Origin of the sequence: Enterobacter sp. Y17, assembly GCF_019730495.1 — a bacterium.
GTDB lineage: Bacteria > Pseudomonadota > Gammaproteobacteria > Enterobacterales > Enterobacteriaceae > Enterobacter > Enterobacter asburiae_B.
Window position 1 is genome coordinate 726,579 of sequence record NZ_JAASKP010000001.1, and the last position, 25,635, is coordinate 752,213.

Genomic DNA, 25,635 nt, shown 5'->3' on the forward strand with positions numbered 1-25,635 from the left:
GCCCCCGGCCTATAGCATTGAAACTTACAGACCCAGCAGGCCGACAGCGTAGCCCGCGATACCGATGACGAAGAAGCCAACGATAATCCACAGCGGGTTCACTTTCTTACGCAGCAGCCACATGCAGGCGAAGGTCAACAGCAGCGGTACCAGGCCCGGCATCAGCTGGTCCAGAATCGTCTGCACGGTGGTGACGCGCGTCTGACCATCCTGACCGGTGATGGTCGATACCACCAGCGGGATGTTCACGTGCGTCCACTTGTTAACCAGCGCCCCCATGACAAACAGGCCAAGGATTGACGCCCCCTCAGTCAGTTTCTGCAGGAAGCCACCGCCCATGTCCTTAACGATGTCCACCCCTTTACGGTAGCCGTAGGCCACACCGTAGTAACGGGTCAGCAGGCGCACGGCGTTGAACAGGATGAAGAACAGCAGCGGGCCAAGCAGGCTGCCGCTCATCGCGATACCGGCACCCAGCGCCGCGAAGACCGGACGCACGGTACCCCAGAAGATTGGGTCACCGACACCGGCCAGCGGACCCATCAGGCCGACTTTGATACCGTTGATAGCACCATCGTCAATCTCTGCGCCGTTCGCACGCTGTTCTTCCATCGCCAGCGTTACGCCCAGAACCGGAGCCGCTACGTAAGGATGGGTGTTAAAGAATTCCAGGTGACGCTTGATCGCCTGACGGCGCGCTTCGTTGTTTTCCGGGTACAGGCGCTTGATCGCCGGCACCATGGAGAAGCAGAAGCCCAGCGCCTGCATACGTTCGAAGTTCCATGAACCCTGAAACAGGTTAGAACGGATGAACACGCCACGAATATCACCCGGAGTGAGTTTTTTCTCGGTGGTAGTTTTTGTCATATCAACCATTTCGCTCACCTGCTAGTCCAGTTCGTTATCGAGATCGTTGTTACCAGCAGCCTGCGCTGGGGCACCCGCGACGCGGTTATATTTCGGGCTGAGCTGGATGTAGAGAATCGCCATTACCGCACCAATAACACCCAGTGCAACCAGGTTGAAGTTGGTGAAGGCAGCGGTCACGAAGCCGAGGTAGAAGAACGGCATCAGATAGCCAGCGCGCATCATGTTGATGACCATCGCATAACCGACGACCACGATCATGCCGCCCGCGATGTTCAGACCGCCGGTGACCACTTCTGGAATGGCGTTCAGCATGCTCTGCACTTCACTGGTACCAACAGAGATCGCCACGATAACCGCCGGGATCGCGATACGCATCGCCTGCAGGAACAGGGATGAAACGTGGATCCACGACAGTGCCGTGAGGTTGCCGTTTTCGGCCGCCTTATCCGCCGCGTGCTGGAAGGCAACGGTGATAGTACGAACGATGATGGTCAGAACCTGGCCTGCTGCAGCCAGCGGGATCGCCAGGGCGATACCGGCACCAATACTCTGGTGACCAGCAATAACCAGAACGGTCGAAATGATAGAGGCCAGCGCCGCATCGGGCGCAACCGCCGCGCCGATGTTCATCCAGCCCAGGGCGATCATTTCCAGGGTACCACCGATGATGATACCGGTTTTCATGTCACCCAGAACGGCCCCAATCAGCGTACAGGCCACCAGAGGGCGGTGGAACTGAAATTCATCAAGTACGGATTCCATACCCGCAATACATGCGACGACGAACACCAGCACAATCTGAAGAGTGGTAATCTCCATTGCACTTCTCCTATTACATAAACTTTATATGAGAACCGGCGCGGGCTTATTTCCCAACTTTGCCGATCAAATCCATCATTTTCAGTTTTTGATCCGTAGAAACCTTACGGGCTTCCAGTTCAATACCGCGCGCATTCAGCTTGTTGAATGCCTCGATATCTTTCGCATCGACTGAAATGGCGTTGTTGACCTGCGTTTTGCCCTGACGGAATGCCATACCACCAATGTTCACGGAGGTGATTTTCACGCCGCCTTCAACAATGCGCTCAACGTCTGTCGGGTTAGTGAACAGGAGCATTACGCGCTCACCCGCATATTTCGGGTTGTTGTAAACGCGGATCATCTTGGCGACATCCACGACGTGGGCGGTAACGCCAGGAGGAGCAACCTGAGTCAGAAGGGTTTTACGAACGGTATCGGCGGCAACTTCGTCGCTGACCACGATAATGCGTCGAACGTTGGTCTCTTTGGTCCAGCGCGTGGCGACCTGGCCGTGGATTAAGCGGTCATCAATACGCGCAAGGCCGATGACCATGTAATCGTTCGGACCCATCGGTTTTGCAGGTGCTGCCGCTTTTGGTGCCGCTGCAGGTGCAGGGGCAGGTTTTTCAACCGGCTGCGCCTTCAGAGCTTTTACCCCTTCGCGACCGGTTTCAACGGCCAGCGCCACCAGCTCATCGAACGCCGGATTGTCGTCGCGAGCCATGAAGGTTTCCACCAGCATGGGAATATTAACCCCGGCGACAACTTCATAGTGCTCTTTATCGACGACAATGCGGCTGGCGGCATTGAACGGGCTGCCGCCCCATGTATCAACGAGAAACAGCACGCCTTTGCTGGTATCCAGCTTCGCGAGTTGAGCGTTGTACTTCTCTATCAGCGTCTCGGCGTTTTCACCGGGAACGAAATCGATCCAGCCGACGTTTTCCTGCTCGCCCAACAGCATCTCTGCCGTTTTGAGTAGCTGCTCAGCAGCCCAACCATGTGTGCCTATGACAATAGCAATGGTCACTTGCTACCTCCTTTTATTATCATTAATACGCCTGCCAGGCAGCCGTACTGAGAATCGTATTGGCGAACCGAATCGATTCAGATAAGGGTTAGAGTTCAAAAAAACTAAGACTTCCGCGAATTATTTTAGATAGTGAAAAAATAATTTATGTGATGAAGATCCGTAATTTAGCCACGCGTTACAGATTTATCTGTAGCGTAAAGCTGCTGTGTTACAGAACTTTGCAAAGGAACGTAAATCTTTGCTAAAAACACAGTGTCTCTGATATGTTTAGCCTCCGTTTAATCGTTCAGGAGTATAGGGTTACAGCCCACTATATGGACCGTCACCGACGTCAGTCATCAACCAGGCCATTTCGCGCCTTATTCACCGGCGATCCTCGCCACGTATCGACTCTGTTTACCTCTGTTTTGCCCACGTTGAGTGGGGCACCGTTTCGTCATTCCTTTAGCAGGAGCTTGTCATGGAATTCTTAATGGACCCGTCAATCTGGGTGGGATTGCTCACGCTGGTGGTGCTGGAGATTGTTCTCGGCATTGATAACCTGGTGTTTATCGCCATCCTTGCGGACAAACTGCCGCCAAAACAGCGTGATAAAGCGCGTCTGATTGGTCTCTCGCTGGCGCTGGTTATGCGACTGGGGCTGCTTTCCGTCATCTCCTGGATGGTCACGCTGACCAAACCGCTGTTCTCCGTCATGGACTACACCTTCTCCGGGCGTGATTTAATCATGCTGATCGGGGGGATATTCCTGCTTTTCAAAGCGACGACAGAGCTACACGAGCGGCTGGAAAACCGTCAGCACGATGATGGGCACGGTAAAGGCTATGCCAGCTTCTGGGTGGTGGTGCTGCAGATCGTGGTGCTTGATGCGGTCTTCTCGCTGGATGCGGTGATCACGGCGGTCGGCATGGTGAATCATCTGCCGGTAATGATGGCGGCTGTTGTCATTGCGATGGCGGTCATGCTGCTGGCCTCGAAGCCGCTGACGCGCTTCGTTAACCAGCATCCGACGGTGGTCGTGCTGTGTCTGAGCTTCCTGCTGATGATTGGTCTGAGCCTGGTGGCGGAAGGTTTTGGCTTCCATATTCCGAAAGGCTACCTGTACGCCGCGATTGGCTTCTCGATCCTGATCGAGCTGTTCAACCAGATTGCGCGCCGTAACTTTATTAAGCAGCAGTCGAATCAGCCGCTGCGCGCCCGTACCGCAGACGCCATTCTGCGCCTGATGGGCGGTCGTCGTCAGGTGAACGTCCAGTCTGATTCCGAAAACCATAACCCGGTTCCGGTCCCGGAAGGGGCGTTTGTGGAACAAGAGCGCTACATGATTAACGGCGTGCTCTCCCTGGCCTCCCGTTCGCTGCGCGGCATCATGACGCCGCGCGGGGAAATTAGCTGGGTCGATGCAAACCTGAGCGTCGATGAAATTCGCCAGCAGCTGCTCTCTTCTCCGCACAGCCTGTTCCCGGTGTGTCGCGGAGAGCTGGATGAGATAATCGGCGTGGTGCGGGCGAAAGAGATGCTGGTGGCCCTGGAAGAGGGCGTCAACGTGGAAGCCGTTGCCGCCGCGTCGCCTGCGATTGTCGTGCCGGAAACGCTGGATCCTATCAACCTGCTCGGGGTGCTGCGCCGCGCTCGCGGTAGCTTTGTTATCGTCACCAACGAGTTTGGCGTGGTGCAGGGGTTGGTCACGCCGCTGGACGTGCTGGAAGCGATTGCCGGTGAATTCCCGGATGCCGACGAAACGCCAGAGATCGTTGCCGACGGTGAAGGCTGGCTGGTTAAAGGTACCACCGACCTGCACGCGCTCTCGCACACGCTGGGGCTGGAAAACGTGATCAACGATGAAGAAGACATCGCGACCGTTGCCGGTCTGGTGATCGCGGTTAACGGGCAAATCCCGCGCGTCGGCGATGTGATCGAGCTGGCGCCGCTGCACATTACGATCGTTGAAGCCAACGACTATCGCGTTGATATGGTTCGTATTGTTAAAGAACAATCAGCCCACGACGAAGATGAGTAAGCCGGCTTAGCGCAGCGGCATTAAGGGCACGATGTGCCCGTTATGATGCGCTGGCGGGGATGAACTTCCCGCCAGCCACTTCGGAAAATCTCGTAGCGGCATGGGCCGCGCATAGAAAAAACCCTGCAGGACAGGCACGCCATAGCGGCGCAAGTAGCGCGCCTGCTCCTCCGTCTCGACCCCTTCAGCCACCAGTTCAATATTCAGCCGCTGTCCCAGCGCAATAATCATATCCGTCACCGTCGAGTTCACGGCGTCGGTGCCGATGGCGGTGGTAAACGACTGGTCGATTTTCAGCACGTCCGGGTGAAGCTTTTCAAGCCAGGAGAGGGAGCTGTTCCCGGTACCAAAATCGTCGATGGCCAGCTTCACCCCTTTGCGATGCAGTTCGCGCACGATGCGATAATCCGCATCCAGCAGCGCATCCCGTTCCGTGAGTTCAATCACCAGCTGCTGGCGCGGACAGGCGCTGAACCAGAGGCGGTTCAGGTCCTGTATCAACACCGCATGACGGAAATGGCTGGCGGCGACGTTAATCCCAATGTGAAAACCGGCGCTGGAAGGGAAGTAGCCTATCTGGCGCACCGTTTCGGCGATGACATAGCGGGTCAGGGGGACAATCTGGTTATGTTCTTCTGCCAGAGGGATAAACACCTCCGGGGTGATCCAACCCTGACGGGGGTTATTCCAGCGCAGCAGGATCTCCACGCCGGTGCACGCCTGGGTACGGGCATTCACCAGCGGCTGGCAGAAAAGCTCAAATTCCCGCGCCGCAATGCCCATATCGATCTCCCACGTAAAGCTCATCCGGTTTGCCGTTGCCAGCCAGGCGAGATAGCCCAGCAGCAGGCTGAGCATGAGTCCCAGCGGCAGCTGGGCTGGCAGGCTTTTTAAGGCTAATTCTCCAGGGCCAGGCCCGCTGACCGTAATGGTGAAAGGGTTTCGGGTTGACGATTGCCGGAAAAGAGAGCCCTCCTCATCAAACGTCAGGCTGTCGCTGACGCGTTGTCCATAGCGCAGAAAGCGATCGCCTACGGTCAGCGCCACGTCATTGATGAGCGGGCGCTGGGGCTCGAGGATCATTTTGGCGATCAGGTCGATATTGATGATTTCGATAACGCCAGCTTCACCGTCCTGTGAGACGGGATACCACTGGATCAATATCGGGCTACCCTTAAGCAGCCACTGATCGCTCGATAAAATCAGCTTCGCCGTGCTGGCGGGTAATTCTTTCAGGAAGTCGCGAACGGGCACATTGCGGCTCCCGAAAATACTTGAGCAATACAGGATACCCTCGTTAATCAGGGCGATGGAGCGTACTGTCTGCAAAATGGCGGCCTGCTTTCGCAGCGCCAGGTGCGCCTGCGGGCAGGGCTGCCCTACCAGGGGCTGCAGCACGCTGCGGCGGTTCTCTAAAGAAAGCAGGACGTTATCAAGGGCGCGTACGGTGTGGCTGGTAAAATCGAGGATCCGCTGTTGGTTAACATTGCGCTGTGAAATGAAGCGAATGCCTAACGTCAGGATGAGCGTGAGGAGCGCAACCGTGACACAGACGATAACGCGTTTTCGGCGATAGTTTTTAATGATCGTTTGTGCAGTTTGCATGAACGGTCGCCTGATAAGCCACCAGCCACAAAAGCCGGACGCAACAGTAAAAGTGTAGTGGGGAAAGCAGAAGGAGACGAGAAAGAAGAGGGAAATTCGCCCATCCGTTGCAGATGGGCGAAAGGCAGTATTAGTCGCACTGCACCTTAATGGCCAGGCCACCGCGGGACGTCTCGCGGTATTTCGCGTTCATGTCCTTGCCGGTTTCGTACATGGTTTCAATCACCTTATCCAGCGATACGCGAGGTTCGCTGGTACGGCGCATCGCCATACGTGAGGCGTTGATGGCTTTCACAGAGGCAATCGCGTTACGCTCGATGCACGGCACCTGCACCTGGCCCGCGACCGGGTCACAGGTCAGACCGAGGTTATGTTCCATACCGATTTCCGCCGCCACGCAGACCTGCTCAGGGCTTGCGCCCAGCAGCTCTGCCAGACCTGCCGCCGCCATGGAGCAGGCAACGCCCACTTCACCCTGACAGCCCACTTCCGCACCGGAGATGGAGGCGTTCATTTTGTACAGCGCACCGATGGCACCTGCCGCAAGGAAATAGCGGATGTAGATGTCCGGCGTCACGGGTTCAATAAAGTGATCGTAATACGCCAGCACTGCCGGAACGATACCGCACGCACCGTTGGTTGGCGCCGTCACGACGCGGCCACCGGCGGCGTTCTCTTCGTTAACCGCCAGGGCAAACATGTTTACCCAGTCGACCACGTTCATCGGGTCGTTGGAGAACTTGTCCGTGGTCACCAGCATACGGCGCAGGGCAGAGGCACGACGCGGTACGCGCAGTGGACCCGGCAGAACGCCTTCGGTATTCATCCCGCGGTCGATACAGGCGCGCATGGTTTGCCAGACGTTCGCAAAATAGTCTTCAATCTCTTTTTTGCTGTGCAGGGCCAGTTCGTTCTGCATCACCATGCCGGACAGTGAAAGACCGGTCTCTTTGCAGTAGCCCAGCATTTCTGTAGCCGATTTGAACGGGTAAGGTACGCTGACGTCGCCGACGCTATCTTTGCCAAAATGCTCTTCATCCACGATGAAGCCACCGCCGATGGAGTAGTACGTTTTGCTGTAAATCTCTTTTTCACCGCTGTAAGCGTGAATGGTCATGCCGTTTTCATGCAGCGGCAGGTTGTCGCTACGAAAACGCATGCCGTCATCCTGCGGGAAATCGACTTCCTGCTGACCGTTTGCCAGCAGCAGGCGGCCGCGTGTTTCCACGTCGCGGATGAATGCCGGGATGGCATCAATATCTACGGTATCCGGCATATTGCCTGCCAGACCCATAATAATGGCGATATCGGTGTGGTGGCCTTTACCCGTTAATGACAGCGAGCCGTAAACATCCACGGCGACACGGGTAACGCTTTCCAGTAATCCTTTTTCGACCAGATCATCGACGAACTGTTTACCGGCCTTCATCGGGCCAACAGTATGGGAAGACGAAGGGCCAATTCCCACTTTGAACATGTCGAATATACTAATCACTTTCACACTCCTGACAGGGTTACCGGGGTTCCAGTAACGATGTTATAACTGCGCATAGTGTAAGAGGGAACACCGACCTCGGCTTAACTATTCACATGAATTAAACTAATGGTTAACGATGGGTTTTGCTAATAGCGCGACGCGGATCGCAAACCTGCGAAAAAGGGTGAAATGTAAAGTATAGTCAAGGTTTCAGGCCGATTTGCAGCGCCAGTTCGCGAATGATGCCCGCCGTCATGCCCCAGACAAAATAATGCTGATACCAGGACAACCAGACCCGATGGTCATGCCCCCGTCGATGGATATCGAGCGGATGATAACGGCTGAGCCGGAGCGCCTCTTCAAGCGGCATTTCAAATACCGCTGAAACTTCATCGACGCTGGCGTGATACTGCAGGCCGGGCGGGATAATGCCCACCACCGGCGTGACCTGAAAACCGGTAACGCTGTCGACGGGCGGCAGCACGCCGATGACCTCCACCGCCTCCGGCGGAATGGCCACCTCTTCCTGCGCTTCCCGCAGCGCGGCGGCAATCAGCGAGGCGTCGGAGCTGTCTACTGCGCCACCCGGAAAGGCGACCTGACCCGCGTGCTTGCGTAAATGGGGAGAACGCTGGGTGAGCAGCAGGCCCGGCTGCGCGCGACGCACGACCGGGATCAGCACGGCCGCCTGACGCTGGTTCAGCGCTTCGCGGTTGACCTGCGGTCGTAATAGCTGAAAGCGAGATAAAAAATTGTCCAGCGTCAGGTTCTCTTTTTCCACCCGTGATTACTCCAGTTGTTTCAGGATACGGTTAACTTTATCAAAGGTTTCCTGATATTCCGCGTCGACCTGGCTATCGGCAACAATGCCGCCCCCGGCCGAGCAGTAAAGGTTTCCGCCGCAGGCCGTCAGCGTGCGAATGGTAATGCTGGTATCCATGGTGCCGCACAGGCTGATATAGCCGATGCTGCCGCACCAGGCGTTGCGGCGGTGCGGCTCCAGCTCATCAATGATCTCCATCGCCCGTACCTTTGGCGCGCCGGTGATGGAGCCGCCCGGAAACGCGGCGCGGAGCAGATCGCAGGCGGTGCGAGAGGCGGGTAGACGCGCGGTAATGGTACTGACCAGATGATGCACCGCCGGGAAAGGCTCGACGACAAACAGTTCCGGCACGCGCACGCTGCCCGGTTCGGCGACGCGGCCAATGTCGTTACGCATCAGATCGACAATCATCAGGTTCTCGGCGCGGTCTTTCGGCGAGGCGGCGAGCTTTTCCGCCTGCTGGCGATCGGCATCGGGGTCTGCAAGACGCGGTAGCGTGCCTTTAATCGGACGGGTTTGAATCGTGCCCTCGGCCAGATGGATAAAGCGCTCGGGTGACAGGCTGAGTATGGCCCCCCGTTCCAGACGGACAAACGCGCTGAACGGCGCCTTGTTGCTGGCGTTAAGACGGGTAAACGCCTGCCACTCATCTCCCCGGTATGTCGCCTGGAAGCGCTGGGCGAGATTAACCTGATAACAGTCACCGCTTTGCAGATACGCCTGAACGCGCGCGAATTTTTCGGCATACTCCGCTGCGGTCATATTTGAGCGCCAGCCAGAGGTAAGGGTAAACGTCTGTGCCGGTGCAGGCCGTTGCGCCTCCAGCCACGCCAGACGCGCCTGCACGTCATGATGGCTCAGCAGTGAAACCTTTTTTTTCTGATGATCGACAATTAACGCCCAGTCATACAGCCCCACGGCCATGTCTGGCAGGGAAATATCAGCCTGCGCATGCTCCGGCAGCGTTTCGAAACGGCGACCCAGATCGTACCCAAACAGGCCCAGCGCGCCGCCCTGGAAAGGGAGGTCCGGGTTTGGTGCGGCAGATAAGCCCAGCGCGTTAATGGCTTGCTGCAGCTGCTTCAGGGGATCGTCCGTTAACGACAGGTCATCGGTTGTTAGCGTCTTTAGCGGATCGGCCACCAGAATATCGAAGCGGCTATAGGGATGGTCCGCATGGCCGGAATGCAGCAGCATCGCAAACGGAAGATGGCTCAGGCGGGCAAACCAGAATTCAGCGGCGTCTGCACGCCAGGGCAAGGTAATAACAGTGGGGAAGCGCATGTTCATGTGTGGCATACTACCGGGCAGCGTGAAATAATTAGCGCGAATAATTTAGCAGGAGTTGACGATGTTTGCAGGTTTACCTTCTCTGAGCCATGAACAGCAGCAGAAAGCGGTTGAGCGAATTCAGGAATTGATGTCCCAGGGGATGAGCAGCGGACAGGCGATTACGGTTGTCGCCGAGGAGATTCGCGCCAGTCATTCCGGCGAGCGGATCGTGGCGCGATTCGAAGATGAAGATGAAGATCCAGAAGAATAATCGGGCTTACACCGCCGCGATAATCTTGATCTCAACCTTATACTCCGGTTTCATCAGCGTGGCCTGTACGGTGCAGCGTACAGGCGCGTGACCCGCCACTACCCATGCATCCCAGGCTTTGTTCATCGCCGCGAAATCATCTTTGTTTGCCAGGAAAATCGTCGCATCCAGAATGCGGGATTTGTCGCTGCCCTGTTTTTCCAGCACTGCGTCAATCTGCGCCAGGGTGTTAGCCGTCTGCTCGAACGCATCCGCGTCCAGGTTAGCCGGTACGCCGGTGTAGTACAGCGTCTGGTTATGGATCACCACATCAGACCAGCGGGCTTCGGCATCAATGCGCACAATTGTCATAAACGTTTCCTCGTTATTTTTCGTCGTCAGGCGGCAAGACTGCCATATTGTTCTCGTGTCGTCACTATTTGGGGTGGCACAGGAGAGGTTGGGCTGACATAATCCCTGTGCAAAAATACAGTGAGAGAGCACCGTGGCAGACGATTTTTCCCCTGAAGGTCAATTAGCGCAGGCTATTCCCGGCTTCAAGCCCCGTGAACCTCAGCGCCAGATGGCGCACGCCGTTGCACGCGCCATCGATAAGGCTCAGCCGCTGGTGGTCGAAGCCGGAACCGGCACGGGTAAAACGTATGCTTACCTTGCTCCGGCGCTGCGCGCGAAGAAGAAGGTGATTATTTCCACCGGTTCGAAGGCGCTGCAGGATCAGCTCTACAGCCGCGATTTGCCCACGGTGGCGAAAGCGCTGAAATACAAGGGGCGTCTGGCCCTGCTGAAGGGGCGCTCCAACTATCTCTGCCTGGAACGTCTTGAGCAGCATGCGCTGGCGGGCGGTGACCTGCCGGTGCAAACCCTCAGCGACGTCATTATCCTTCGCGCCTGGGCGAACCAGACCGAAGAGGGCGATATAAGCACCTGCGCGAGCGTGCCGGAAGACTCGCCTGCCTGGCCGCTGGTGACCAGCACCAACGACAACTGCCTCGGCAGCGACTGCCCGCTGTATAAAGACTGCTTTGTAGTGAAAGCGCGCAAAACGGCGATGGACGCGGATGTGGTGGTGGTGAACCACCATCTGTTCCTCGCGGATATGGTCGTCAAGGACAGCGGTTTCGGCGAGCTGATCCCGGAGGCGGACGTGATGATCTTCGACGAAGCCCACCAGCTTCCGGACATCGCCAGCCAGTATTTCGGCCAGTCGCTTTCCAGCCGCCAGCTGCAGGATCTGGCGAAAGATTTCACCATCGCTTACCGGACCGAACTCAAAGATACCCAGCAGCTGCAGAAGTGCGCCGACCGTCTTGCCCAAAGCGCGCAGGATTTCCGCTTACAGCTTGGTGAGCCGGGCTATCGCGGTAACCTGCGCGAGCTGCTGGCGGACAAAAACATCCAGCGCGCGCTGTTGCTGCTCGATGATGCCCTCGAACTCTGCTACGACGTGGCAAAACTGTCGCTTGGCCGTTCCGCGCTGCTGGATGCGGCCTTCGAACGCGCCACGCTCTATCGCGGGCGGCTCAAACGGCTGAAAGAGATTAACCAGCCGGGGTTCAGCTACTGGTATGAGTGCACCTCGCGGCATTTCACCCTGGCGCTCACGCCGCTGACGGTAGCGGATAAGTTTAAAGAGGTGATGGCGCAAAAACAGGGAAGCTGGATCTTCACCTCGGCAACCCTGTCGGTGAATGACGATCTGCATCACTTCACGGAACGTCTTGGCATTGAGGATGCGGAATCGCTGCTCCTGCCGAGCCCGTTCGATTACGAAAAACAGGCGCTGCTCTGCGTGCCTCGTAATCTGCCGCTGCCGAACCAGCCGGGGGCGGCGCGCCACCTGGCCGCGATGTTAAAACCGATGATCGAGGCCAACAACGGCCGCTGCTTTATGCTCTGCACCTCTCACGCCATGATGCGTGACCTCGCCGAGCAGTTCCGCGCCACCATGACGCTGCCGGTTCTGCTGCAGGGTGAAACCAGTAAAGGCCAGCTGTTACAGCAGTTTGTCAGCGCCGGAAATGCCCTGCTGGTGGCAACCAGCAGCTTCTGGGAAGGGGTGGACGTGCGCGGCGATACGCTCTCGCTGGTAATTATTGATAAGCTGCCGTTTACCTCTCCGGACGATCCGCTGCTGAAGGCGCGCATGGAAGACTGCCGTCTGCGCGGGGGCGATCCTTTCGATGAGGTACAGCTGCCGGATGCGGTGATTACGCTCAAGCAGGGGGTAGGGCGATTGATCCGCGACGTTACCGATCGCGGGGTGCTGGTCATTTGCGATAACCGGCTGGTGATGCGCCCTTACGGAGCGACCTTCCTTGCCAGCCTGCCGCCCGCACCGCGGACGCGGGACATAAAACGCGCGGTGCGTTTCCTGGCAAACCCAACGGCGGAGTAATTTACCCCGGAGTGTGCTAAGATGCGCGCCATTTTGTGACTGACCCTTGCGAGAGCGCGACGACTGATGCGAATTCTGGCTATTGATACCGCGACAGAGGCTTGCTCTGTCGCTCTGTTGAACGACGGTGCTGTTTCTGCTCATTTCGAAGAGTGCCCACGGGAACACACCCAACGCATTCTGCCCCTGGTAAAAGCCATTTTAACCCAGGGCAACACCTCCTTAACCGACCTCGACGCGCTGGCCTTTGGCCGTGGCCCCGGCAGCTTTACGGGCGTACGTATCGGGATTGGTATTGCGCAGGGGCTGGCGCTGGGCGCCGAACTGCCGATGATCGGCGTCTCTACCCTCGCCACCATGGCGCAGGGCGCATGGCGCATGACCGGGGCAACGCGCGTGCTGGCCGCGATTGATGCCCGCATGGGCGAAGTTTACTGGGCCGAATACACCCGCGACGAGCTGGGCGTGTGGCACGGCGAAGAGACGGAAGCCGTGCTCAAGCCGGAAGCGGTCACTGAGCGGCTGAAACAGCTCTCCGGTGAGTGGGCAACCGTCGGCACCGGCTGGCCGGCGTGGCCAGACATGGCAAACGACACCGGGGTGACGCTGGTAGACGGCAACATGCTGCTGCCGGCTGCGGAAGATATGCTTCCGATTGCCTGCCAGCTGCTCGCGGCAGGAAAAACCGTTGCCGTTGAACACGCGGAGCCGGTTTATTTGCGAAACACCGTTGCGTGGAAGAAACTTCCGGGCCGCGAGTGAATCTCAGTAACAGGAACTGAGAAAAAGGAGTCGCATCATGGCGGTTCGAACTAAAGTAGTACGCCTTATTATGGCAGGCGCAGTTGCCATAGCACTGAGCGGATGCGTTTCCGTTCCTGATGCGATTAAGGGCAGCAGCCCGACGCCACAGCAGGATCTGGTTCGGGTGATGAATGCGCCTGAGCTTTACGTCGGCCAGGAAGCGCGCTTTGGCGGTAAGGTCATCGACGTACAAAACCAGCAGGGGAAAACCCGCCTGGAGATAGCGACCGTTCCGCTGGACAGCGGCGCGCGGCCGGTACTGGGTGAGGCCTCTCGCGGACGTATCTATGCGGACGTCAGCGGTTTCCTCGATCCGGTCGATTTTCGCGGGCAGCTGGTGACCGTCGTCGGGCCGATTACCGGCGCCGTGCAGGGCAAAATCGGCAGCACGCCGTATAAATTTATGACCATGCAGGTCAACGGATATAAACGCTGGCGGCTGGCACAGCAGGTGATCATGCCGCCTCAGCCGATGGATCCGTGGATGTGGGGTCCACATCCTTATCGTTACGGCTACCCGGGCTGGGGCTGGTATAACCCGGGTCCTGCACAGGTTCAGACGATCGTTACTGAGTAACTTACTGTTATTGTTAGAAAAGAGACAGCGGCTCAGCCGCTGTCTCTGTTTTTTTACGGATAAAACGAAAAAAAAGAGTGACGCGCTTCGCAACCTTAAATGTGAACAATTAATAAACTGGTACGCTGAGTTAATATAATGTTAACAAACTGTTTATTATCGGGGTTGTGATGACGACGAACACTCATTTCAGAGGTGATGCATTGAAGAAGGTTTGGCTTAACCGTTATCCCGCAGATGTTCCTGCTGAGATCAATCCTGACCGTTATCAATCCCTGGTGGAATTATTTGAGCACTCGGTAAGGCGCTACGCGGACCAGCCCGCATTCGTGAATATGGGCGAGGTCATGACGTTCCGTAAGCTTGAGGAGCGTAGCCGCGCGTTTGCGGCGTATCTGCAGGAAGGGTTGGGGCTGCAAAAAGGGGACCGCGTCGCGCTGATGATGCCGAACCTGCTGCAATACCCGGTGGCGTTGTTCGGTATCCTGCGAGCCGGGATGATTGTCGTCAACGTTAACCCCTTGTATACCCCGCGCGAGCTGGAGCATCAGCTGAACGACAGCGGCGCGGCCGCGATTGTCATTGTGTCCAACTTCGCCCATACGCTGGAAAAAGTGGTCGACAAAACCCAGGTTAAACACGTCATCCTGACGCGCATGGGGGATCAACTCTCGACCGCCAAAGGCACGCTGGTTAACTTTGTCGTTAAATACGTCAAGCGCCTGGTGCCAAAATACCACCTGCCGGACGCCATCTCCTTCCGCCGCGCGCTGCATGCGGGCTACCGAATGCAGTATGTGAAACCCGAAGTGGTGGCGGAAGATCTTGCGTTTCTGCAATACACGGGCGGGACCACCGGCGTCGCCAAAGGGGCCATGCTTACCCACCGCAATATGCTGGCAAACCTTGAACAGGTGAACGCCACCTACGGGCCGCTTCTGCATCCGGGCAAAGAAGTGGTGATCACCGCGCTTCCGCTGTATCACATCTTTGCGCTGACCATGAACTGCCTGCTGTTTATTGAACTGGGTGGTCAGAACATCCTCATCACCAACCCGCGCGATATCCCGGGCCTGGTGAAAGAGCTGGCGAAATATCCGTTCACCGCCATGACCGGGGTTAATACCCTGTTTAACGCGCTGCTTAATAACAAAGAGTTCCAGCAGCTGGATTTCTCCACGCTGCATCTCTCTGCGGGCGGCGGCATGCCGGTTCAGCAGGCGGTCGCCGAGCGCTGGGTGAAGCTCACCGGTCAGTATTTGCTGGAAGGCTATGGGCTGACGGAATGTGCTCCGCTGGTCAGCGTGAATCCACACGATATCGACTATCACAGTGGAAGCATTGGTCTGCCGGTTCCTTCGACAGAGGCCAAACTGGTCGATGATAACGATAACGAAGTCGCGCCGGGCGAGCCGGGTGAGCTTTGCGTCAGAGGTCCGCAGGTGATGCTGGGTTACTGGCAGCGTCCCGATGCGACCGACGAAATCATCAAAGACGGCTGGCTGCACACCGGTGATATTGCGGTAATGGATGACGAGGGCTTCCTGCGCATCGTCGATCGCAAGAAAGACATGATCCTGGTCTCCGGCTTCAACGTCTATCCGAATGAGATCGAAGACGTGGTTATGCAGCACAGCGGCGTACTCGAGGTGGCGGCGGTCGGCGTCCCTTCCGGCAGCAGCGGTGAAGCGGTTAAAATATTTGTGGTCAAGAAAGATCCTTCCCTGACGGAGGAGGCGCTGGTAACGTTTTGCCGTCGTCAGCTGACGGGCTACAAGGTGCCGAAGCTGGTTGAATTCCGCGATGAGCTGCCGAAATCCAACGTCGGAAAGATATTACGACGAGAATTACGTGACGAAGCCCGTGGCAAAGTAGACAATAAGGCCTGAGCTTCACGCTAATCGCCCAGACGCCGGTTAAGCCGGCGTTTTTTATGGGCGCAAACAAAAGAGAACCCGTTTTGAATTACCAGATGATCACGACCAACGACGAGCTGGCTTCGCTGTGCGAAGTGACGCGCGACTTTCCTGCCATTGCCCTGGATACCGAGTTTGTCCGTACCCGAACCTATTATCCGCAGCTGGGTTTGATTCAGATGTATGACGGTAAACACGTGTCGCTGATTGACCCTCTCGGCATTACCGACTGGACGCCGATGCGTGACCTGCTGCTCGATACCGCCGTGACGAAATACCTGCACGCAGGCAGTGAGGATCTGGAAGTCTTTCTGAACACCTTTGGCATCATGCCCCAGCCGCTGATTGACACGCAGATCCTCGCGGCATTCAGCAATCGTCCGCTCTCATGGGGCTTTGCTGCCATGGTGGAGGAGTATACGGGCCTGACGCTGGATAAAAGCGAATCCCGTACCGACTGGCTGGCGCGTCCGCTAACCGAGCGTCAGCTGGAGTATGCGGCGGCAGACGTGTTTTACCTGCTGCCGATTGCCGGACAGCTGATGAAAGAGGCAGAAGCCTCCGGCTGGCTCGCTGCTGCGCTGGACGAATGCCGTATGACCCAGCAGCGTCGTCAGGAAGTGGTTGACCCGAAAGAGGCCTGGCGCGATATCAGCAACGCCTGGCAGCTGCGCACGCGTCAGCTGGCATGCCTGCAGCTGCTGGCAGACTGGCGCTTGCGTAAAGCGCGCGAGCGCGATCTGGCCGTTAACTTTGTGGTTCGCGAAGAGCATCTCTGGGCAGTCGCGCGCTATATGCCAGGCAGCCTGGGCGAGCTGGACAGCATTGGCCTTTCGGGCAGCGAGATCCGCTTCCACGGTAAAACCCTGCTGGCGCTTGTCGCCAAAGCGCAGGAGCTGCCGGAAGATGCGCTGCCGGAACCGCTGCTGAACCTGATGGATATGCCGGGCTATCGCAAAGCGTTTAAGGATATCAAAGCGCTGGTGCAGGCGGTTGCAACGGAAAGCAAGCTGAGTGCGGAACTGCTCGCCTCACGTCGTCAGATTAACCAGCTGCTGAACTGGCACTGGAAGCTGAAGCCGCAGAATGGCGTGCCGGAGATGATGGCAGGCTGGCGCGGGGAATTGATGGCCGATCGCCTGAATACGCTGCTGGACGGTTATCCGCGATAAAAAAATATGCCGGGCGATATACCCGGCATATTTCCCCGGTGGCGCTGCGCTTACCGGGGCGATGAAAACACAAACCTACGGACGCGACTCTTCCGCTTCCGGGAGCGTAACGTTCAGCTCCAGAATCGAAATATCCCCGTCTTTTTGTTCCAGCTGCACCGTGACCATCTCCGGGTCAATCTGCACATACTTACAGATCACTTCCAGGATGTCCTTGCGCAGCTGCGGCAGGTAGTGAGGCTCGGCGTCGCTACGACGACGCTCCGCAACGATAATTTGCAGACGTTCTTTTGCGATGTTGGCGGTGTTCTTTTTCCGCGAGAGAAAAAAGTCCAGTAATGCCATAACTTATCCTCCGAACAGGCGTTTGAGGAAACCTTTCTTCTCTTCTTCAATGAAGCGGAAAGGACGTTCTTCTCCCAGCAGACGGTCAACGGTATCGGCGTAAGCTTTACCTGCATCTGCCATTGTATCAAGGATCACTGGCTCGCCCTGGTTAGAGGCGCGTAACACGGACTGATCTTCCGGGATAACGCCCACCAGCTTAATGCGCAGGATCTCCAGCACGTCTTCCATGCTCAGCATGTCACCTTTGTTCACGCGGCCCGGATTGTAGCGGGTGAGCAGCAGGTGTTCTTTAATCGGGTCTTCGCCATTTTCCGCACGACGGGATTTAGAGGCGAGGATGCCCAGAATGCGGTCTGAGTCACGCACGGATGAAACTTCAGGGTTGGTGGTGATGATCGCTTCATCAGCGAAGTAGAGCGCCATCAGGGCACCGGTTTCGATGCCCGCAGGGGAGTCGCAGACAATGAAGTCGAAATCCATTTTTTTCAGATCGTCGAGCACCTTTTCCACGCCCTCACGGGTCAGGGCGTCTTTGTCACGCGTCTGAGAAGCCGGGAGAATGTAGAGGTTCTCGGTGCGCTTGTCTTTGATCATCGCCTGGTTAAGCGTGGCATCGCCCTGAATGACGTTTACGAAGTCATACACGACGCGACGCTCACATCCCATGATGAGGTCGAGGTTACGCAGACCGATATCGAAGTCGATAACGATGGTTTTCTTTCCCTTCTGGGCCAAACCAGTAGCGATGGCCGCGCTGGAGGTGGTCTTGCCAACGCCTCCTTTACCCGAAGTAACAACAATAATGCGTGCCATAGAAATTCCTTGTTAAAAAGGGATCAATTCAACGGTTGAACGGTCAACGCGTCGTCTGCCAGAAGCAGGCGAGCCGCTTTGCCATAAAATTCGGCTGGGATCTTGTCGCTCAGCCAATATTCACCTGCGATGGACACCAGTTCCGCCGTCAGGTGAGTACAAAATATTTGCGCATCTCGATCGCCACTTGCACCTGCGAGCGCACGTCCACGCATCATACCGTATACGTGAATATTGCCATCTGCAATCAGCTCAGCGCCAGCACTGACGTGGCTTGTAACAATCAGATCACAGTTTGGTGCATAAATGCGCTGACCGGAACGAACCGGCACATCAATCATTCGCGTTTTTGTGACGGTAGTAACGTTTTGCACCGCAGGAGGGGGCGTTTGCACGGCAACGGGTGCCGCTCGCGAGGCTTTTTCTTTGCCCTCATTCAGAAGGGGCAGCCCCGCACGCTCAATTTCCGCTTTCAGCTCAGTATCTTTGCAGCCGCTGATGCCCACGATACGCAGTCCGGTCGAGGAGACGGCCTGCTGGAGAAGTTTCCAGTTAACCGGAGCCTCAAGACCGCTGACGTTGATAACAACAGGGGCGTGCTTCAGAAAGGCGGGAGCCTGGGCGATTTTGTCTTCTAACGCCTGACGAATAACCTCGGGTTTTGCATCATGCAAATGTACCACTGATAAGGTGAAGCTACTGCCTTTAAGCTCGATGGGCGTGTTTGACATCCTGGCCTTACTCAATTTGCTATTAACCGCAACCACTCGCTGCGATATTCCGAAGAGTATCAGGCATGTTATAGTCAGGAGTATATTGAGGCAAGCAACCACCCATTAATTCAGAGTAAAAACATGTTTTGTGTGATCTACAGAAGTACAAGCCGTGACCAGACCTATCTTTATGTCGAAAAGAAAGACGATTTTTCACGCGTGCCTGAAGAATTAATGAAGAACTTTGGCCGACCACAGCTGGCGATGCTGCTGCCGCTCGATGGTCGTAAGAAACTGATTAACGCCGATCTGGATAAAGTGAAAACGGCCTTAGCCGAGCAAGGCTATTATTTACAGCTTCCACCGCCACCCGAGAATTTATTAAAACAGCATCTTGAGGCGAACGGTAAAAAATAGTCTCAACTGTTTTTGGGCACAACACATCAACCGTTTAGGGGTCGACCATGTATCAACATCATAACTGGCAAGGTGCATTACTGGATTATCCCGTCAGCAAAGTGGTTTGCGTGGGCAGCAACTACGCAAAACATATTCAGGAGATGGGCAGCGCGACGCCAGAAGAACCGGTCCTGTTTATTAAGCCTGAAACGGCGCTTTGCGATATCCGCCAGCCGCTGGCGCTGCCCCAGGGGCTGGGTTCGGTGCATCACGAAGTTGAACTTGCCGTGCTGATCGGCGCGACGCTGCGCCAGGCCTCAGAAGAACATGTTAAAAAAGCGATTGCCGGATACGGCGTGGCGCTGGATCTGACCCTGCGTGACGTTCAAGGCAAAATGAAGAAAGCAGGGCAGCCGTGGGAAAAAGCCAAAGGGTTTGATAATTCCTGCCCGATTTCGGCGTTTGTGCCGGTGAGCGAATTTACCGGCGATCCGCAGGACACGCCGCTCAGCCTCAAGGTTAACGGTGAGATCCGCCAGCAGGGCACCACGGCAGACATGATCCATAAGATTGTGCCGCTGATCGCCTACATGAGTCGCTTCTTTACCCTGAAGCCGGGCGATGTGATCCTGACCGGAACCCCAGAAGGCGTTGGCCCGCTACTCAGCGGTGACGAGCTTGAGGTCGGTTTCAACGGCCTGTCGCTTAAAACCCGCGTGCTGTAACCCCATCTTGCCGCCTGAAGAGGGCGGCAAAACTTGCAACAACGTGCCAGACTCGTTATAAGGTGCGCTTTCTTTTGACGTGTGGACATCCTGATGAACGACATCCCTTTCTGGCAAAGCAAAACTCTCGACGACATGACTGACGCGGAATGGGAATCATTGTGCGACGGCTGCGGGCAGTGCTGCCTACACAAGCTGATGGATGAAGATACGGACGAAATCTACTTCACCAACGTTGCCTGCAAGCAGTTAAACATTAAAACCTGCCAGTGCCGCAACTATGAGCGCCGGTTTGAATTTGAGCCTGACTGCATCAAGTTAACCCGGGATAATCTGCCGACGTTTGAATGGCTGCCGCATACCTGCGCGTATCGCCTGCTGGCGGAAGGGAAAGGTCTGCCTGACTGGCATCCGCTGTTAACCGGTTCAAAAGCGGCGATGCACGGTGAACGCATTTCTGTGCGCCACATCGCGGTGAAAGAGTCCGAGGTGCAGGACTGGGAAGATCACATCATGAACCACCCGACCCGTTAAGATTAAAAAACCCGCCGAGGCGGGTTTTTTATTGTGCGCTGTTGTGTCGGGTGGCGCTGCGCTTACCCGACCTACAAAACCGTAGGCCCGCGCAAGCGAAGCGCCGCCGGGCAAATTAGCGCCCAAAAAGATCGCGTTTCTTCGGTTTGAACGGCTGGGCAATCAGCACCAGCAGCGCCACGACGAAGTAGGCGGCAAAAATGCCCACCAGCCACTGCGGCATCTCCAGCGTCAGGAATTCCCACTGGCGAACGGAGCAGTCACCGGATGCGACGAACACCTGCGGCAGCCATTTGTCCAGCGGCAGCCAGCTCGGGAAGCGGGCGGCAAAATCACAGGTCATAAACGGTGACGGATGCAATTGCATCATGGTGTGCTGCCAGGAGAGTTCAATTCCTTTCCAGGCGCTGTAGATCCAGATGGCAATACCGGCATAGCGAAGCGGCGATTTTGGGGCAATCGCACCCACCAGGCCCGCACCCATAATGCCGAACAGCGCGCTGCGTTCGTAAATACACAGTACGCAAGGTTTCAGTCCCATTACATGCTGGAACCACAGCGCGACCATTTCCAGCGCAAAGGCGGTCAGGGCCATTAACAACCACGCTCCGCGACCGCGGGAGCACTGGTTTAAAAATCTCAACATAATCATTTCCCTGGAACATGCTTAGAAAGCGCAGTGTAAACGAATTCGTTTTTCGCGCCACCTGTACCTGGCGAAATAAAACGTAATTGGATGTTTATCGTGCGAAAAGGCAAACGGGCAGCGAACTGCCCGAGATGCATAGTTTACTGCGCCGCAAGTATACCCGCTTGTACCAGCCATTGCGTACAGGGAATGAGGGTAATTTTGACGCAAAGCAATCCGACGATCGTGAGCACCAGCGTATAGGGCAGCGCCATCCATACCATCCTGCCATAAGAAAGACGTATGAGCGGCGCGAGGGCGGAGGTCAGCAGGAACAGGAAGGCGGCCTGGCCATTTGGCGTCGCCACCGACGGCAGGTTGGTTCCGGTATTGATCGCCACGGCCAGCAGCTCAAACTGTCCGGCGCTGATAACGCCTTGCTCCATAGCGGCTTTGGCCTCGTTGATGTAGACCGTCCCGACGAAGACGTTATCTGAGATCGACGAGAGCAGGCCGTTAAACAGGTAAAACAGCGAGAGCTGAGCATCCGGTGAGGCCTGTAATACAAAGGCAATAATCGGCGCGAACAGGTGCTGGTCGATAATCACCGCCACGACGGCAAAGAACACCGCCAGCAGGGCGGTAAACGGCAGGGCTTCGGTAAACGCCTTGCCGATGGCATGTTCGTCCGTCACGCCGGTAAAGGTGGTGGCGAGAATAATGACTGACAGGCCAATCAGCCCCACTTCGGCAAGATGGAACGCCAGCGCCGCGATAAGCCAGACGCCGATGATCCCCTGAGCAATCAGTCGTAGCGTCTCCTGGCGCGTCCGCTGGCTTCGGCTCTGCACATCGAATTTATGCAGCTCCTGACGAACCGGCTCCGGGAGCTGCGCCCCGTAGCCAAAGAGGTGAAACTTCTCCACCAGCAGACAGGTCGCCAGCCCGCAGATCAGCACCGGTACGCTCACCGGTGCCATTCTCAGGAAGAAATCACCGAAGTTCCAGCCCGCCGCTTTGGCAATGATCAGGTTTTGCGGCTCGCCGACCATGGTCATCACGCCGCCCAGCGCGGTACCCACGCCGGCATGCATCATCAGGCTGCGCAGAAACGCGCGGAATTGTTCCAGCACGTCACGGTTATGCGCCTCAACGTGGCTGTCATCCTGCAGGTCCTCATTTGGGCGAGAGGAGGCCACGCGGTGATAAATTCCGTAAAACCCAACCGCGACGCTGATCACTACCGCAACGACCGTCAGCGCATCCAGGAACGCCGACAGGAAGGCGGCGGCAAGGCAAAACGCCAGCGAGAGGAACATTTTCGACGGAATGCTGAGCAGCAGGCGCGTGAAGATGAACAGCAGCAGCTGTTTCATAAAGTAGATACCCGCCACCATAAAGATCAGCAGCAGAAGCACTTCGAGATTAGACGCCAGCTCTGCTTTGACATGCTCGGCGCTGGTCATACCGATGACGACGGCTTCAAACGCCAGCAATCCGCCCGGCAGAAGGGGATAACATTTCAGCGCCATGGCCAGGGTGAAGATAAACTCCGCCACCAGCAGCCAGCCGGCGATAAAGGGATTCACGCTAAAAATGATGGGATTAACGACCAGGAAAACCAGCAGTATCAGTTTATACCAGTCAGGAGACTGACCTAAAAAATTGCGCCATAGCGCGCGCCCAAAAGAAATTTCCACAACAGACGTCCTTCCCGTCAAGTAAGACAAAACATCAGTATACGCAAAAATCGCGGCCTGGAGGCGGATAAGGCTGCATTGTAAATTTCACAAAAATGAAACGGCGATCCCTCTTTTCTCTCTTTGCCGCGCTACCTGCCACTGCGTGCCTCTGGTATGATGAGTCCAATTTGCTAAAGCTGTGTAATGGAAATCTCACTATGGTCATTAAGGCGCAGAGCCCGGCGGGTTTCGCGGAAGAGTACATCATCGAAAGCATCTGGAATAATCGTTTCCCTGCGGGGTCCATTCTTCCGGCTGAACGCGAACTCTCTGAACTGATTGGCGTCACTCGCACCACGCTGCGTGAAGTGCTTCAGCGGCTGGCGCGCGATGGCTGGTTGACGATCCAGCACGGTAAGCCTACGAAAGTGAACAACTTCTGGGAAACGTCCGGGCTGAACATTCTTGAAACGCTGGCGCGTCTTGACCATGAAAGCGTGCCGCAGCTCATTGATAATCTGCTCTCCGTTCGCACCAACATCGCGACGATCTTTATTCGTACCGCTTTCCGTCAGCATCCGGAAGACGCCCTTGCGGTGCTGGCCAGCGCGAACGAGGTGGAAGATCACGCCGATGCTTTTGCCACTCTCGATTACAACGTGTTCCGCGGCCTGGCGTTTGCCTCCGGCAACCCGGTGTATGGGCTGATCCTCAACGGTATGAAAGGGCTTTACACCCGCATTGGCCGCCACTACTTTGCCAATCCGGAAGCGCGTAGCCTGGCGCTGGGCTTCTACCACAAGCTGAGCAAGCTCTGTACCGAAGGTCTGCACGATCAGGTTTATGAGACGGTGCGCCGCTACGGTCACGATTCCGGTGAAATCTGGCACCGTATGCAGAAAACGCTGCCGGGTGATTTAGCGATTCAGACTCGCTAAAAGAAAAAACCTCTCGTATGAGAGGTTTTTTTTCGTCGGGTGGCGGCTACGCCTTACCCGACCTACGGGTTTTGTAGGCCCGGTAAGCGTAGCCGCCACCGGGCAAAAGCGTCACTACAGCGTATTCAACCGCGCCGGGCAACGTTCCAGCAGCTCGACGCTCCCGTCTTCATTCTGCTGCTCCAGCTGCACGTCAAAACCCCACAGGCGATGCACGTGCTTCAGCACCTCTTTACGCCCTTTATCCAGCGGCGCGCGATTGTGCGGGATATAGCGCAGCGTCAGAGAGCGGTCGCCGCGCAAATCGACGTTCCATACCTGAATATTCGGCTCAAGATTGCTCAGGTTGTACTGGGAAGAGAGGCGAGAGCGGATCTCACGGTATCCCTCTTCGTTGTGGATTGCGGAGATCTCCAGATAGTTGTTGCGGTCATCGTCCAGCACGGTGAAGAAGCGGAAATCACGCATGATCTTCGGCGACATAAACTGGCTGATGAAGCTCTCGTCCTTAAAGTCGCGCATCGCAAAGTGCAGCGTTTCCAGCCAGTCAGAACCGGCGATATCCGGGAACCAGTACTTGTCTTCTTCCGTCGGCGACTGGCAGATGCGCTTAATGTCCTGGAACATGGCGAAGCCAAGCGCATACGGGTTTATTCCGCTGTACCACGGGCTGTTGTAGGGCGGCTGGAACACCACGTTGGTATGGCTGTGGAGGAATTCCATCATGAACCGCTCGGTCACTTTTCCCTCGTCGTACAGATGGTTAAGAATGGTGTAGTGCCAGAAGGTCGCCCAGCCTTCGTTCATGACCTGCGTCTGTTTTTGCGGGTAAAAATACTGGCTCACCTTGCGCACGATGCGCAGGATCTCACGCTGCCACGGCTCCAGCAGCGGGGCGTTCTTCTCCATAAAATAGAGCAGGTTTTCCTGCGGCTCGGACGGATAGCGACGCGCTTCGGCGATCGTTTTTTCCTCCTCACGCTTCGGCAGGGTTCGCCACAGCATGTTCACCTGGCTTTGCAGGTACTCTTCGCGGCTCTTCTGCCGGGCTTTCTCCTCCTGCAGGGAGATTTTCTGCGGACGTTTGTAGCGGTCCACGCCGTAGTTCATCAGCGCGTGGCAGGAGTCGAGCAGTTTTTCCACTTCGTCCACGCCGTAGCGCTCCTCGCAGTCGGTAATGTATTTGCGGGCGAAGATCAGGTAATCGACGATGGAGCTGGCGTCCGTCCAGCTGCGGAACAGGTAGTTATTCTTGAAAAAGGAGTTGTGCCCGTAGCAGGCGTGCGCCATCACCAGCGCCTGCATGGTAATGGTGTTCTCTTCCATTAAATAGGCAATACACGGATTGGAGTTAATCACAATCTCATACGCCAGCCCCTGCTGGCCGTGCTTATACAGCCGTTCTGTTTCAATAAATTTTTTGCCAAACGACCAGTGCGGATAGTTAATCGGCATCCCGACGCTGGAGTAGGCGTCCATCATCTGTTCGGACGTAATGACTTCAATCTGATGGGGATAGGTATCCAGGCGATATAGCTTTGCGACCCGGTCGATTTCGGCGAGGTAAACATCCAGCAGCTCGAAGGTCCAGTCGGGTCCATCGCTCAGACGTGTGTTGTCCTTGTTCAGGGAATCAATAGTAGCCATTAGCGCGCCCTCGTTGTGGGTGCTCTCTCTGTCTGGAGAGCCTCCTTTCAAGCATAGATCAACGTGTTAAAAAGCGTGCTGGGGCAGAAATTTTTTCTTTGCGATTTCGCGTTTTTGATACGGCAAAAAAACGGCATGTCTCAGAATATTATGCTGGTTAAAAATAACGCGC

At 56.2% G+C, this 25,635-nt stretch carries 26 protein-coding genes; 12 read left to right on the plus strand and 14 right to left on the minus strand.

All coding sequences use genetic code 11. The annotated features are described in order from the left end of the window. Positions 1–24 precede the first annotated feature (24 nt). Genes HCH49_RS03335 through manX form a run of 3 tightly spaced genes read right to left on the minus strand, consistent with a single transcriptional unit; the run spans position 25 to position 2,701 of the window. Complete coding sequence (locus HCH49_RS03335) at positions 25–876, minus strand: PTS mannose transporter subunit IID (RefSeq protein ID WP_006810994.1); 852 nt, start codon at positions 874–876, stop codon at positions 25–27. 12 nt (positions 877–888) lie between these two features. Continuing rightward, positions 889–1,689, minus strand: a complete 801-nt coding sequence (manY, locus tag HCH49_RS03340; protein WP_008500490.1) for a PTS mannose transporter subunit IIC — start codon at positions 1,687–1,689, stop codon at positions 889–891. 46 nt (positions 1,690–1,735) lie between these two features. Beyond that, positions 1,736–2,701 (minus strand): PTS mannose transporter subunit IIAB, encoded by a 966-nt coding sequence (manX, locus tag HCH49_RS03345; protein WP_032658500.1) that lies wholly within the window; start codon positions 2,699–2,701, stop codon positions 1,736–1,738. A gap of 317 nt (positions 2,702–3,018) precedes the next feature. Here manX and HCH49_RS22340 point away from each other — a divergent pair, with 317 nt between their 5' ends. Further along, positions 3,019–3,177 carry a protein YoaL gene (locus HCH49_RS22340; protein ID WP_370883520.1) on the plus strand — a complete coding sequence of 53 codons (159 nt, stop codon included), beginning with the start codon at positions 3,019–3,021 and terminating at the stop codon, positions 3,175–3,177. Further along, entirely contained in the window at positions 3,165–4,724 is a 1,560-nt protein-coding gene (yoaE, locus tag HCH49_RS03350; RefSeq protein ID WP_033145827.1) for a CNNM family cation transport protein YoaE, read from the plus strand. The genes HCH49_RS22340 and yoaE overlap by 13 nt, the downstream gene beginning before the upstream one ends. A 6-nt stretch (positions 4,725–4,730) precedes the next feature. Here yoaE and HCH49_RS03355 read toward each other — a convergent pair whose 3' ends face one another. The 4 genes from HCH49_RS03355 to pabB all read right to left on the minus strand — a co-directional run bounded on the left by HCH49_RS03355 (position 4,731) and on the right by pabB (position 9,919). Next, entirely contained in the window at positions 4,731–6,329 is a 1,599-nt protein-coding gene (locus tag HCH49_RS03355) for a cyclic diguanylate phosphodiesterase (protein WP_221702180.1), read from the minus strand. 130 nt (positions 6,330–6,459) lie between these two features. Further along, positions 6,460–7,824 (minus strand): L-serine ammonia-lyase, encoded by a 1,365-nt coding sequence (gene sdaA, locus HCH49_RS03360; protein ID WP_023312197.1) that lies wholly within the window; start codon positions 7,822–7,824, stop codon positions 6,460–6,462. Positions 7,825–8,008: 184 nt separating this feature from the next. Continuing rightward, positions 8,009–8,587: a CoA pyrophosphatase gene (locus HCH49_RS03365; protein ID WP_048977605.1), complete on the minus strand. Its 579-nt coding sequence runs from the start codon at positions 8,585–8,587 to the stop codon at positions 8,009–8,011. 6 nt (positions 8,588–8,593) lie between these two features. Then, positions 8,594–9,919, minus strand: coding sequence for an aminodeoxychorismate synthase component 1 (pabB, locus tag HCH49_RS03370; protein WP_221702881.1), 1,326 nt, complete (start codon positions 9,917–9,919; stop codon positions 8,594–8,596). Between the two features lie 61 nt (positions 9,920–9,980). Between pabB and HCH49_RS03375 the strand changes: the two genes are divergently transcribed. Continuing rightward, a complete protein-coding gene (locus HCH49_RS03375; RefSeq protein ID WP_033145823.1) occupies positions 9,981–10,172 on the plus strand; it encodes a YoaH family protein in 192 nt (63 codons plus the stop codon). 6 nt (positions 10,173–10,178) lie between these two features. Here HCH49_RS03375 and HCH49_RS03380 read toward each other — a convergent pair whose 3' ends face one another. Continuing rightward, the gene (locus HCH49_RS03380; RefSeq protein WP_008500498.1) at positions 10,179–10,523 is read right to left on the minus strand and encodes a RidA family protein; all 345 of its coding nucleotides are present in this window, start codon (positions 10,521–10,523) and stop codon (positions 10,179–10,181) included. Between the two features lie 133 nt (positions 10,524–10,656). On the opposite strand from HCH49_RS03380, the gene HCH49_RS03385 reads away from it, so the two are divergent. The 5 genes from HCH49_RS03385 to rnd all read left to right on the plus strand — a co-directional run bounded on the left by HCH49_RS03385 (position 10,657) and on the right by rnd (position 17,036). Then, complete coding sequence (locus tag HCH49_RS03385; protein WP_221702181.1) at positions 10,657–12,567, plus strand: ATP-dependent DNA helicase; 1,911 nt, start codon at positions 10,657–10,659, stop codon at positions 12,565–12,567. Between the two features lie 66 nt (positions 12,568–12,633). Continuing rightward, complete coding sequence (gene tsaB / locus HCH49_RS03390) at positions 12,634–13,329, plus strand: tRNA (adenosine(37)-N6)-threonylcarbamoyltransferase complex dimerization subunit type 1 TsaB (RefSeq protein ID WP_221702182.1); 696 nt, start codon at positions 12,634–12,636, stop codon at positions 13,327–13,329. Positions 13,330–13,366: 37 nt separating this feature from the next. Continuing rightward, positions 13,367–13,948, plus strand: coding sequence for a Slp family lipoprotein (locus HCH49_RS03395; protein WP_033145820.1), 582 nt, complete (start codon positions 13,367–13,369; stop codon positions 13,946–13,948). Between the two features lie 203 nt (positions 13,949–14,151). Beyond that, a complete protein-coding gene (gene fadD, locus HCH49_RS03400; RefSeq protein ID WP_023312189.1) occupies positions 14,152–15,837 on the plus strand; it encodes a long-chain-fatty-acid--CoA ligase FadD in 1,686 nt (561 codons plus the stop codon). 71 nt (positions 15,838–15,908) lie between these two features. Continuing rightward, complete coding sequence (rnd, locus tag HCH49_RS03405; protein WP_115504063.1) at positions 15,909–17,036, plus strand: ribonuclease D; 1,128 nt, start codon at positions 15,909–15,911, stop codon at positions 17,034–17,036. Between the two features lie 75 nt (positions 17,037–17,111). On the opposite strand, the gene minE is transcribed toward rnd, so the two are convergent. From minE to minC, 3 genes are read right to left on the minus strand one after another with little or no spacing between them, the layout of a single operon-like run. After that, on the minus strand, positions 17,112–17,381 hold the full coding sequence (gene minE, locus HCH49_RS03410; RefSeq protein WP_008500504.1) for a cell division topological specificity factor MinE: 270 nt from the start codon (positions 17,379–17,381) through the stop codon (positions 17,112–17,114). Between the two features lie 3 nt (positions 17,382–17,384). After that, the gene (minD, locus tag HCH49_RS03415) at positions 17,385–18,197 is read right to left on the minus strand and encodes a septum site-determining protein MinD (RefSeq protein WP_023312187.1); all 813 of its coding nucleotides are present in this window, start codon (positions 18,195–18,197) and stop codon (positions 17,385–17,387) included. Positions 18,198–18,220: 23 nt separating this feature from the next. Continuing rightward, entirely contained in the window at positions 18,221–18,928 is a 708-nt protein-coding gene (gene minC, locus HCH49_RS03420; protein ID WP_023312186.1) for a septum site-determining protein MinC, read from the minus strand. 123 nt (positions 18,929–19,051) lie between these two features. Here minC and HCH49_RS03425 point away from each other — a divergent pair, with 123 nt between their 5' ends. From HCH49_RS03425 to HCH49_RS03435, 3 genes are all read left to right on the plus strand, one after another. After that, positions 19,052–19,327: a YcgL domain-containing protein gene (locus HCH49_RS03425; RefSeq protein WP_029742143.1), complete on the plus strand. Its 276-nt coding sequence runs from the start codon at positions 19,052–19,054 to the stop codon at positions 19,325–19,327. A 47-nt stretch (positions 19,328–19,374) separates the two neighbouring features. After that, positions 19,375–20,034: a fumarylacetoacetate hydrolase family protein gene (locus tag HCH49_RS03430; protein WP_029742142.1), complete on the plus strand. Its 660-nt coding sequence runs from the start codon at positions 19,375–19,377 to the stop codon at positions 20,032–20,034. Positions 20,035–20,127: 93 nt separating this feature from the next. Further along, positions 20,128–20,568, plus strand: coding sequence for a YcgN family cysteine cluster protein (locus tag HCH49_RS03435; RefSeq protein ID WP_033145818.1), 441 nt, complete (start codon positions 20,128–20,130; stop codon positions 20,566–20,568). A 115-nt stretch (positions 20,569–20,683) separates the two neighbouring features. Here HCH49_RS03435 and dsbB read toward each other — a convergent pair whose 3' ends face one another. Further along, the gene (gene dsbB, locus HCH49_RS03440; RefSeq protein ID WP_023312182.1) at positions 20,684–21,214 is read right to left on the minus strand and encodes a disulfide bond formation protein DsbB; all 531 of its coding nucleotides are present in this window, start codon (positions 21,212–21,214) and stop codon (positions 20,684–20,686) included. Between the two features lie 143 nt (positions 21,215–21,357). Then, positions 21,358–22,896, minus strand: a complete 1,539-nt coding sequence (nhaB, locus tag HCH49_RS03445) for a Na(+)/H(+) antiporter NhaB (protein WP_221702183.1) — start codon at positions 22,894–22,896, stop codon at positions 21,358–21,360. A 200-nt stretch (positions 22,897–23,096) separates the two neighbouring features. Between nhaB and fadR the strand changes: the two genes are divergently transcribed. Then, on the plus strand, positions 23,097–23,816 hold the full coding sequence (fadR, locus tag HCH49_RS03450; RefSeq protein WP_023336056.1) for a fatty acid metabolism transcriptional regulator FadR: 720 nt from the start codon (positions 23,097–23,099) through the stop codon (positions 23,814–23,816). Between the two features lie 114 nt (positions 23,817–23,930). Here the strand turns inward: fadR and HCH49_RS03455 are convergent, their stop codons facing one another. Continuing rightward, positions 23,931–25,463 carry a SpoVR family protein gene (locus HCH49_RS03455; protein WP_023293929.1) on the minus strand — a complete coding sequence of 511 codons (1,533 nt, stop codon included), beginning with the start codon at positions 25,461–25,463 and terminating at the stop codon, positions 23,931–23,933. Positions 25,464–25,635 lie beyond the last annotated feature (172 nt).

Excerpts from the sequence above, each read along its gene's own strand:
- HCH49_RS03335 (WP_006810994.1), bottom strand. The coding sequence starts at position 876 with ATGGTTGATATGACAAAAACTACCACCGAGAAAAAACTCACTCCGGGT.
- manY (WP_008500490.1), bottom strand. The coding sequence starts at position 1,689 with ATGGAGATTACCACTCTTCAGATTGTGCTGGTGTTCGTCGTCGCATGT.
- HCH49_RS22340 (WP_370883520.1), top strand. The coding sequence starts at position 3,019 with ATGGACCGTCACCGACGTCAGTCATCAACCAGGCCATTTCGCGCCTTA.
- yoaE (WP_033145827.1), top strand. The coding sequence starts at position 3,165 with ATGGAATTCTTAATGGACCCGTCAATCTGGGTGGGATTGCTCACGCTG.
- HCH49_RS03355 (WP_221702180.1), bottom strand. The coding sequence starts at position 6,329 with ATGCAAACTGCACAAACGATCATTAAAAACTATCGCCGAAAACGCGTT.
- pabB (WP_221702881.1), bottom strand. The coding sequence starts at position 9,919 with ATGAACATGCGCTTCCCCACTGTTATTACCTTGCCCTGGCGTGCAGAC.
- HCH49_RS03375 (WP_033145823.1), top strand. The coding sequence starts at position 9,981 with ATGTTTGCAGGTTTACCTTCTCTGAGCCATGAACAGCAGCAGAAAGCG.
- HCH49_RS03380 (WP_008500498.1), bottom strand. The coding sequence starts at position 10,523 with ATGACAATTGTGCGCATTGATGCCGAAGCCCGCTGGTCTGATGTGGTG.
- tsaB (WP_221702182.1), top strand. The coding sequence starts at position 12,634 with ATGCGAATTCTGGCTATTGATACCGCGACAGAGGCTTGCTCTGTCGCT.
- HCH49_RS03395 (WP_033145820.1), top strand. The coding sequence starts at position 13,367 with ATGGCGGTTCGAACTAAAGTAGTACGCCTTATTATGGCAGGCGCAGTT.
- minE (WP_008500504.1), bottom strand. The coding sequence starts at position 17,381 with ATGGCATTACTGGACTTTTTTCTCTCGCGGAAAAAGAACACCGCCAAC.
- minD (WP_023312187.1), bottom strand. The coding sequence starts at position 18,197 with ATGGCACGCATTATTGTTGTTACTTCGGGTAAAGGAGGCGTTGGCAAG.
- minC (WP_023312186.1), bottom strand. The coding sequence starts at position 18,928 with ATGTCAAACACGCCCATCGAGCTTAAAGGCAGTAGCTTCACCTTATCA.
- HCH49_RS03425 (WP_029742143.1), top strand. The coding sequence starts at position 19,052 with ATGTTTTGTGTGATCTACAGAAGTACAAGCCGTGACCAGACCTATCTT.
- HCH49_RS03430 (WP_029742142.1), top strand. The coding sequence starts at position 19,375 with ATGTATCAACATCATAACTGGCAAGGTGCATTACTGGATTATCCCGTC.
- HCH49_RS03435 (WP_033145818.1), top strand. The coding sequence starts at position 20,128 with ATGAACGACATCCCTTTCTGGCAAAGCAAAACTCTCGACGACATGACT.
- dsbB (WP_023312182.1), bottom strand. The coding sequence starts at position 21,214 with ATGTTGAGATTTTTAAACCAGTGCTCCCGCGGTCGCGGAGCGTGGTTG.
- fadR (WP_023336056.1), top strand. The coding sequence starts at position 23,097 with ATGGTCATTAAGGCGCAGAGCCCGGCGGGTTTCGCGGAAGAGTACATC.
- HCH49_RS03455 (WP_023293929.1), bottom strand. The coding sequence starts at position 25,463 with ATGGCTACTATTGATTCCCTGAACAAGGACAACACACGTCTGAGCGAT.